This window comes from Arthrobacter sp. 18067, assembly GCF_902706295.1.
In the GTDB taxonomy this organism is placed as follows: Bacteria; Actinomycetota; Actinomycetes; order Actinomycetales; family Micrococcaceae; genus Arthrobacter.
Genome location: NZ_CACSJJ010000043.1, coordinates 1 through 9,133, shown reverse-complemented (window position 1 = coordinate 9,133; position 9,133 = coordinate 1). Strand labels below are relative to the sequence as shown.

General features: G+C 62.9%; 8 protein-coding genes and 1 pseudogene. 2 read left to right on the top strand and 7 right to left on the bottom strand.

The genetic code is table 11. The features are described from left to right. Nucleotides 1–140 precede the first annotated feature (140 nt). From GVL04_RS23755 to GVL04_RS23725, 7 genes are read right to left on the bottom strand one after another with little or no spacing between them, the layout of a single operon-like run. The gene (locus tag GVL04_RS23755) at nucleotides 141–983 is read right to left on the bottom strand and encodes a CoA ester lyase (RefSeq protein ID WP_159709119.1); all 843 of its coding nucleotides are present in this window, start codon (nucleotides 981–983) and stop codon (nucleotides 141–143) included. 38 nt (nucleotides 984–1,021) lie between these two features. Then, complete coding sequence (locus tag GVL04_RS23750) at nucleotides 1,022–1,507, bottom strand: MaoC family dehydratase (protein WP_159709118.1); 486 nt, start codon at nucleotides 1,505–1,507, stop codon at nucleotides 1,022–1,024. Further along, nucleotides 1,504–2,256, bottom strand: coding sequence for a CoA transferase subunit B (locus tag GVL04_RS23745; protein ID WP_159709116.1), 753 nt, complete (start codon nucleotides 2,254–2,256; stop codon nucleotides 1,504–1,506). Before GVL04_RS23745 ends, GVL04_RS23750 begins: the two co-directional genes overlap by 4 nt. Before the next feature lie 2 nt (nucleotides 2,257–2,258). Next, nucleotides 2,259–3,053, bottom strand: a complete 795-nt coding sequence (locus GVL04_RS23740; RefSeq protein WP_159709114.1) for a CoA transferase subunit A — start codon at nucleotides 3,051–3,053, stop codon at nucleotides 2,259–2,261. Nucleotides 3,054–3,073: 20 nt separating this feature from the next. Next, entirely contained in the window at nucleotides 3,074–4,255 is a 1,182-nt protein-coding gene (locus tag GVL04_RS23735) for an acyl-CoA dehydrogenase family protein (protein WP_159709112.1), read from the bottom strand. Continuing rightward, nucleotides 4,252–6,432, bottom strand: coding sequence for a biotin carboxylase N-terminal domain-containing protein (locus tag GVL04_RS23730; RefSeq protein WP_159709110.1), 2,181 nt, complete (start codon nucleotides 6,430–6,432; stop codon nucleotides 4,252–4,254). The genes GVL04_RS23735 and GVL04_RS23730 overlap by 4 nt, the downstream gene beginning before the upstream one ends. 2 nt (nucleotides 6,433–6,434) lie before the next feature. Next, a complete protein-coding gene (locus GVL04_RS23725) occupies nucleotides 6,435–8,045 on the bottom strand; it encodes a carboxyl transferase domain-containing protein (RefSeq protein WP_159709108.1) in 1,611 nt (536 codons plus the stop codon). 144 nt (nucleotides 8,046–8,189) lie between these two features. Here GVL04_RS23725 and GVL04_RS23720 point away from each other — a divergent pair, with 144 nt between their 5' ends. Continuing rightward, nucleotides 8,190–8,822: a TetR/AcrR family transcriptional regulator gene (locus GVL04_RS23720; protein WP_159709106.1), complete on the top strand. Its 633-nt coding sequence runs from the start codon at nucleotides 8,190–8,192 to the stop codon at nucleotides 8,820–8,822. A gap of 78 nt (nucleotides 8,823–8,900) precedes the next feature. Beyond that, nucleotides 8,901–9,133: pseudogene (locus GVL04_RS23715) on the top strand (HNH endonuclease); the annotation flags it as partial.

Genomic DNA, 9,133 nt, shown 5'->3' with positions numbered 1-9,133 from the left:
TGGTCGCAGCGAAACTCAACCGCCGACCCAGACCAACCCTGAACCTCGAAACACCAGCCAACCGACTAAACCAGCTGCTACAAGCGGCCTAACCCCCAGCGTTGCTCCCACCAGTTGACTTTGCCCGCCAAACATTGGCATTAAGTGCCATCTCGCGCGAGGCCCGCCCGGCGAAGTGTCGCCTCGGCATGTTTGAGGATGGGGCCGTCGATCATTTTGCCCTTGAACTGGAAGACCCCCGTGCCCGCGGCGGCGGCGGCGTCAAGGAGTTCGGTGGCCCCGGTTACGGCTTCGGGAGTCGGGGCGTACGCCTCCCGGACCACGGCGACCTGGTTCGGGTGGATGCAGGCCTTCGCACCGAAGCCACTGGCTACCGCATCCCGGGACTCCACGCCCAAGCCCTCAAGGTCCGGGATGTTCACATACACCGAGTCGATGGCTTCCTTACCCGCGGCCTTCGCAGCGAGCAGTACAGCGGAACGCGAGTGCAGTGCGACAGCCCGGTACCCGCCGTCGTCGTTCCGGCTGGAGAGCCCGCCCAAGGAAGCCAGCAGGTCCTCTGCCCCCCACATGAGTCCCACGACATTCGGTTCGGCGGCGATCGCAGCAGCGTTGACGATGCCGGCCGCCGTTTCGCAGAGCGCAATGATCTGGTATCCCTCCAAAGCCTTGAGCTGCACAGCGCTTTCCGCCTTGGCCAGCATCACTGTCCGGTAGGGCGTCTTCGCCAAGGCCTCCAGATCGAGCTCGAACTCAGGCGTCCCCACGGGATTCACTCGGACGATGGTGCGGCTTGGCTCTAGTTCTCCAGCACCGAGCTGCTCAAGGATCGCTTCGCGGGCCCTCGGCTTGTCCGCAGGAGCCACAGCGTCCTCCAGGTCCAGGATCACGGCATCGGAGCGGTCAGAGGCCTTTCCGAAACGCTCCGGCCGGTCTGCGGGGCAGAACAAGAGAGCCGGGCCCATGGTGAAGGGAGAGTGCATGAAGTTCCTTGCTGGTGAGGTGCTGACGGGTACGGAAACTAGGACTTCGCGGCGTGCGCTTCCTTGGTCCACATCAGGCAGGTCCGGGTGGCCAACGCCACCACAGTTCCATCCTGGTTGCGGCCAGTGTGCTGCATGGTCACAACGCCCTGTCCGGGGCGGGACGACGACAACCGTTTGCCGGTGATCACCGTTTCCGTGTACAGGGTATCCCCGTGATACAGCGGGTGCGGAAAGGTGACATCCGTCAGGCCCAGCTGCGCAATGATGGTCCCCTGCGTCAACTGGGTCACGGACTGCCCCACCATGGTGGACAGCGTGAACATGGAGTTCATCAGCCGCTGCCCGAACGGCTGTCCGGAACTCCATGCGGCGTCCAGGTGCAGCGCCTGGGTGTTCATGGTCATGGTGGTGAAAAGGACGTTGTCCGTCTCGGTGACCGTGCGTCCGGGCTTGTGCGCATAGACCACGCCCTCTTCAAGTTCGTCGAAGTACAGTCCACGCTGCTCAACCACCCGGGTCATACGGTGAGCTCCTGGTCTTCCTCGAACAAGTCCGCCCCGGTGGCCGCCACCACGTCCTCGAGGGTCACGTTGGGGGCCAGCTCGCGGAGGACCAGGCGAGGGTCGCCTTGGTCCTTCACGACGTCAATGACGGCCAGGTCCGTGATGATCCGGTCCACACAGCCCTTCCCGGTGAGCGGGAGCGTGCAGTCCTGGACGATTTTCGGCCGGCCATTGCGGTCCACATGTTCCATCATGACGATGACCTTCTTGGCACCGAACACCAGGTCCATGGCACCACCCATGCCTTTGACCATCTTTCCGGGAATCATCCAGTTGGCGAGGTCTCCGTTGGCAGCCACCTCCATGGCACCCAGGACAGCAACGTCCACATGTCCGCCCCGGATCATGCCGAACGACGACGCAGAATCGAAAAATGCGGCGCCCGCGTTGGTGGTCACCGTTTCCTTGCCCGCGTTGATGAGGTCCGGATCCACCTTGTCCTCCGCCGGGTAGGGACCCACTCCCAGGATGCCGTTCTCGGAATGGAGAATGACTTCCACTCCGTGCGGAATGTAGTTGGGAATCAAGGTTGGCATCCCGATTCCAAGGTTCACATACTGTCCGTTGGTGAGCTCTTTTGCCACGCGCGCGGCCAGTTCATTGCGGGTCCAGCCTTTGGATTCGTGATGTTCGACGTCGGCACGTCGGTATTCGTGTCGCACGGCTTCGGGGCGGGGCGGGAGGTCCGGGAGACTGTTCGATTCCATGGCTAGGCTCCTGCCTGTTCGCTGGTACCGCTGGTGTCGGCGGCTGCCGCCAATGCCACCGTGCGCTTCTCGATCCGCTTCTCGCTTGAAGGTGCCAGCACCACCCGGTGCACGAAGATGCCAGGCGTGTGGATGTGTTCCGGATCCAGCTCACCGGGTTCCACCAGTTCCTCCACCTCGGCAATGGTGGTCTTGGCCGCCATGGCACAAAGCGGGTTGAAATTCATCGCCGTAGCGTGGAAAACAAGGTTCCCGTGGCGGTCACCCTTCCAGGCATGGACCAGACCGAAGTCCGGAGTCAGGGACTCTTCCAGGACGTAGTCAGCATCGTTGAAGGTGCGCACTTCCTTCGGCGACGAGGCAAGCGCAACGTTCCCGTCGGCGTCGTACTTCTGCGGAAGGCCGCCTTCGGAGACCTGGGTTCCCACACCCGCTTTGGTGTAGAAGGCCGGGATACCGGCGCCGCCGGCGCGCAGCTTCTCTGCCAGCGTGCCCTGCGGGGTGAGGACAACCTCCAGCTCCCCGGCAAGGTATTGCCGCGCGAATTCTTTGTTCTCCCCCACGTAGGAACTGATGGTCCGCCGGATGCGTCCATCCTTGAGGAGGATTCCCAAGCCCCAGTCGTCCACGCCACAGTTGTTGCTGACAGTTTCAAGATCCGATGTGCCTTGGCTGTGGAGGGCATCGATCAAGGAAACGGGGATACCGCACAAGCCGAATCCTCCCACCGCAAGCGAAGCTCCGTCCGGGATGTCCTTCACCGCTTCCGCGGCGCTGGCAACAACCTTGTCAATCATCCTTGATCCTTCCCGTGCGGTTACAGACCCAGCTCACGGGCGATAAGCATCAACTGGACCTCGGTGGTACCTTCCCCGATTTCAAGGATCTTGGAGTCGCGGTAATGGCGTGCCACCGTGAATTCGTTGATGAAACCATAGCCGCCGAACACCTGGGTGGCGTCCCGCGCGTTGTCCATGGCTGCCTCGCCTGCGACCATCTTAGCGATGGCTGCTTCGGTCTTGAACGGCTTTCCTGCCAGCATCCGGGAGGCGGCGTCGTAGTACGCCAAACGGGCGGTGTGGGCCCTTGCCTGCATGCGGGCGATCTTGAACTGGATGGCCTGGTATTTGCCGATGTTCTGCCCAAATGCGCTACGTTCCTTGGCATATTTCACGGACAAGTCCACGCATCCCTGGGCCGCTCCGGTGGCCAGCGCGGCGATCGCGATGCGGCCCTCGTCCAGGATGGAGAGGAAGTTGGCGTAGCCGCGGCCGCGCTCGCCCAAGAGATTGGCTTCGGGGACCCGGACGTTGTCCAGGGTGAGCGGGTGGGTGTCTGAAGCATTCCAACCGACCTTGTTGTACGGCTTTTCTGCGGTGAACCCGGGAGTCTCCGTGGGCACAAGGATGGTGGAGATCTCCTTCTTGGTGCTGCCGTCGGCGTTCACCTTGTGCCCCGTGACCGCCGTGACGGTGACCAGCGTGGTGATGTCCGTGCCGGAGTTGGTGATGAACTCCTTGTTCCCGTTGATGACCCATTCCCCGTCTTCCAGATGGGCGTTGGTCCTGGTGCCGCCGGCATCGGAGCCGGCTTCGCGCTCCGTCAAGCCGAAACCGGCCAAGGACCGTCCGGATGCCAGCTCCGGCAGCCACTGTTCCTTCTGCGCATCCGTACCGAAGCGGTAGACGGGCATGGCGCCCAGCGATACGCCGGCTTCGAGGGTGATGGCCACGGACTGGTCCACGCGACCCAACTGCTCCAACGCCAGGGCAAGGGCGAAGTAGTCTCCACCCATCCCGCCGAACTCTTCGGGGAACGGCAACCCAAACAGGCCCATCTCCCCCATTTGCTTGACTACCTCGTAGGGAAAGCTGTGCTCTTCGTCGTGCTTGGCGGAGACTGGCGCAACCACCTCGTCGGCGAACTCGCGGACGGAGTCGCTGAGATCCTGGTACTCCTCTGTCAGCCCGAAAGTGCTGTTCAGTTCAAATGTGCTCATGGCTGGACTTCCTTGTCTGTGTTCTTACCGGCTGCGCCCTCAGGGGCGCCGGCTACGTGAATGGTGGCTAGTACCTGGTCTGCTTTGACCAGGTCCCCGGGTTTGCTGCTGAAGTGGACGGTTCCGGATACCGAGGCCACCAGTTGGTGCTCCATCTTCATGGCCTCCACAGCCAAAAGCACTTGGCCTTCCTCGACGGAATCTCCGTTGGCCACCGACACGGACACCACGGTTCCGGGCATGGGCGAGCGCACCTCAGGGTCCGCGGCCCCTTCTTCCCGCTGAATGCCGGCGAGCACCCGACGCAGGCGTTCAGCCCGGTTCAGGACCGCAAGCCGGCAGGACCAGCCATCGTTGCCGACGGACATCTCCCCGGCATCGTCCGGCGCCGTACCCACCGCATAGCTGACGACACCGCCGTCGAGCTCCAGGACGATGCTGTCGACGCCGTGATCCAGCACACTGACCGTGACGGGCTGGCCGTCGTCGACCCTGGCCATCACTGTGCAGTCATTTTGGGTGAAGGACGCCTGTTCGGTGACGGACACCGTCACCAGCGCGCCGCCTGGAACACTGAAGGTGGCCGTCCACGCACCGCGGGCACCGATGCGCCAGGCGTCCGGGGTCTTCCACGCGTCTCCCGCGATCGCCGGGCCGGTACGTTCCAGCCACAGTGTGACGGCTGCGGCGATCAGTTCGCTGGGACCCGCGTGCCTGAACTCCATGGATGGCAGCTTGCGCTCAATGAGCCCGGTATCGAGGTGTCCGGCCCGGACGTCGGCATCGTTGATCAGCAGGCGAAGGTACTCGACGTTCGTGTCCACGCCCAGCAGGGTGTACCGTCCCAACGCCGCGTCGAGGGTGTCCAAGGCCGCCGGCCTGTCCTCACCCCACGCAATGACTTTCGCCAGCATGGGATCGTAGTCGCCTGAAATCTCCAGCCCGTCCCGCATAGCGGAGTCGATCCGCACGTTGGCGTGGGCCTTTTGCTGACCTGACACGGCAGGGTCCGCGGCACCATGCTCGGCAAGCCCAACAATCCGCCCCATGGACGGCATGAAGTTCCGTTCGGGCACCTCGGCGTAAACGCGCGCCTCTACCGCGTGGCCCTTAAGCACGACGTCGGCCTGCGCTACGGTGAGGACCTCGCCGGCGGCGATCCGCACCTGCCATTCAACGAGGTCGACGCCAGTGACCATTTCCGTGACAGGATGCTCCACCTGCAGCCGGGTGTTCATTTCCATGAAGAAGAACTCGTCGGGGTGTTCATCGGACACCAGGAACTCGACGGTTCCCGCACCGCTGTAGTTGACCGAACGTGCTGCGCTGCAGGCCGCCTCACCGATCCTGGCCCGCTGTGCAGCACCGTCCTTCATCGATTCGAACAAGGCCGAGGGGGCCTCTTCAATCACTTTCTGGTGGCGGCGTTGCAAGGAACACTCGCGCTCGCCCAGATGGATGACGTTGCCGTGGTTGTCGGCCAGGACCTGGACCTCTATGTGCCGGGGTGCCCGGATGTGGCGCTCCAGGAAGAGGGTGTCATCCCCAAAAGCGGATGCTGCCACACGCCTTGCCGTGAGCAGCGTGGCGGCCATGTCCTCGAGCCGTTCCACCACATGCATACCCTTGCCGCCGCCACCGGCCGACGGCTTGATCAGCAAGGGGAAACCGACGCCCGGCGCCGCGTCCAGCAGCTCCTGGTCAGTGAGTCCAGGCTTGGCGATCCCAGGCACACAGGGAACGTTGTAGGCCGACACATGGTTCTTGGAACGGATCTTGTCCCCCATCACTTCTATGGCGCCAATTCCCGGCCCGATGAAGGTGATCCCCGCGGCGTCCAGCGCTTTGGCGAACTCCACATTCTCGGACAGGAAGCCGTAGCCCGGGTGGACCGCCTCCGCCCCGCTGCGACGGCACGCGTCGATGATGGCGTCGATCTTCAAGTAGCTCTCAGACGGTGCCGTGCCACCGATGGCGACTGCGGTATCGGCGAGGGCCACGTGCTTGGCGTCTTTGTCAGCGTCCGAATACACGGCGACGGAGCGGATACCCATCTTCTTCAGCGTCCGGATGACCCGGCAGGCGATCTCACCGCGGTTGGCAACAAGCACGGAACCGAGGGTTCGGGCGTTGGTTGCCGGGCTGGGTGGAGCTGTGGCTGTTGTTGGCAGGCTCATGGTCACATCCTGAAGAGACCGAAGGAGGTCTCGGGCAGTTTTTGGCGGGAAACGACGTCCAGGGCCATGCCCAGGACACGGCGGGTGTCGGCGGGATCGATAATGCCGTCGTCCCAGAGCCGGGCCGTGGAGTAGTAAGGACTTCCCTGATCCTCGTATTGCTGCTTGATGGGAGCTTTGAAAGCTTCCTCGTCCTCGGCGGACCATTCCTGGCCCGCTGCCTCGTATTGGTCCCTCTTGACCGTGGCGAGGACACTCGAGGCCTGGTTTCCGCCCATGACGGAGATGCGGGCTGCGGGCCACATCCACAAGAAACGTGGTGAGTACGCCCGGCCGCACATGGAGTAGTTGCCGGCGCCGAATGATCCGCCGATCACCACAGTCAGTTTCGGCACCCTGGCCGTGGCAACCGCGGTGACCATCTTGGCGCCGTTCTTGGCGATGCCACCTTGCTCGTAGTCCTTGCCCACCATGAACCCGGAAAGGTTCTGCAGGAAAATCAAGGGAATGCCGCGCTGGTCGCAGAGCTCAATGAAGTGGGCGCCTTTGAGCGAGGATTCGCTGAAGAGGACGCCGTTGTTGGCCACGATGCCCACAGGATGGCCGTGCAGGTGCGCGAATCCGGTGACCAGAGTGGTGCCGTAGTTCTTTTTGAACTCGTGGAATTCGGAACCATCCACCAGCCTCGCGATGACTTCGCGGACGTCGTACTGGGCATTCACGTCGGTGGGAACTACGCCGTAAACCTCGGAGGGCTCGACGACGGGCGGCAGGACGACGTCGAGCACGTCCCATGCCGGCTGCGCCGGCTTCGGCAACGTCGCCACGATGTCGCGCACAATTTCCAGGGCGTGCTGATCGTTCTCGGCCAGGTGGTCCGTGACCCCGGAAATCCGGGAGTGGACGTCGCCGCCGCCCAGCTCCTCGGCCGTGACAATCTCGCCGATTGCTGCTTTGACCAGAGGCGGACCACCCAGAAAGATGGTGCCTTGGTTCCGCACGATGACCGTCTCGTCACTCATGGCCGGCACATATGCACCGCCGGCAGTGCACGAGCCCATCACGGAAGCGATCTGCGGGATCTTGGCTGCGGACATCCTGGCCTGGTTGTAGAAGATCCGTCCGAAGTGTTCCTTATCCGGGAAAACCTCGTCCTGTTTGGGCAGGAACGCTCCACCCGAATCGACCAGGTAGATGCAGGGAAGGCCGTTCTCCAAGGCGATTTCCTGGGCCCGGAGATGCTTCTTCACAGTCATCGGATAGTAGGTCCCGCCCTTGACCGTAGCGTCATTGGAGATCACCAGGACGTGCCGGCCATGGACCAGGCCGATGCCGGCAATAACCCCGGCACCTGGGGAATCATCGTTGTACATGCCGTTGGCAGCCAGGGGCGCTATCTCAAGAAAGGGGCTGCCGGCATCCAGCAAGTAGTCGATGCGTTCCCTCGGCAAGAGCTTTCCGCGGGCGATGTGCCGCTCCCGTGACTTGGCCGGGCCGCCGAGGGCCGCCGTCGCCAAGCGATCATTCAGTTCTGCCACCAAGGCCAGCTGCGCCTCCTGGTTGGCTTCAAAGGTGCCGCTGGCGGCGCCCGTAAGGCTGGCGATTGTCTCCATCGACCCCTGTTCCATTCCCGGCCACAGGCCATTTCGGTTAGTGCCGCGTAACTGAAATTTAGGTTAGTCTTTATTAACTGTGATGTCCAGCACGGCATGGCCTTATCGGTCAGGCGTGCCGGGACTGGCGCCAAGGAGGAGAACGTGACCGGAGGCCCGGAAACAAGCACTGACGGAACCCGTGGCGCGGCCACCCAACGAGGCCAGGCGAAAGAGCTCCGACGGCTGGCTTTGTTGTCCGCTGCCGCGGGACTTTTTGCACAGAATGGCTTCAGCCGAGTGTCCCTTGAGGATCTGGGCGCCGCAGCGGGCGTCAGCGGTCCGGCCGTTTATCGACACTTCCCCGGCAAGCAAGCTGTTCTTGGAGAGCTTCTGCTCAGCGTCAGCCGCGACCTCCTGGACGGCGGATTGCGGGTGGTGTCGGAATCGGACGATCCCCGGTCCGCACTGAAGGGACTGATCCAGTTCCAGGTTGATTTCGCGCTTAGCAACCCTGACGTCATCCGCGTCCAGGATCGGGACTTCGGAAGCCTCAGCGACGCCGACCAGGCAGAAGTGAGGTCCCTCCAGCGCAGTTACGTGGAAACCTGGGTTGACGTCCTGGCCCGCATTCACACGGACGTAGATGTCCCCGGCCTCCGGGTCCGCGCACACGCAGCCTTTGGTTTGATCAACTCCACACCCCACTCAGTGCGCCACCACGGCAGGAGGATCGCGGTGAAATCGGCCCGCCCGATCCTGGAACAGATGGCCTTGGCGGCTCTGACTTCAGCGTGATTGTCTATTTTTCCGGGAAGTTGGAGCTGCCTCCCATTTGCCGCCAATAATGTCGGACCCCGGTGAAATGATGTGTTCATGGAGGAAATCGGGCAGTTGATGGCATTACGGGCGGAATCGTCCCCTGCTGTGGCTGCCTTGGCCGCTGTCCGGTCACGACGCTTCTTGAGTATGCCGGACTTGATTAAGGACGGGTTTAAGGATTCGACGGCGCCCGTCACCTGGATCGGCCACGTCCACGGTGCTGGGCTGCTCAACGACGCTGAGGTGGTCAACGGAAAGGCCCAGTTCGCCCCGACTTCAGAGGCCAC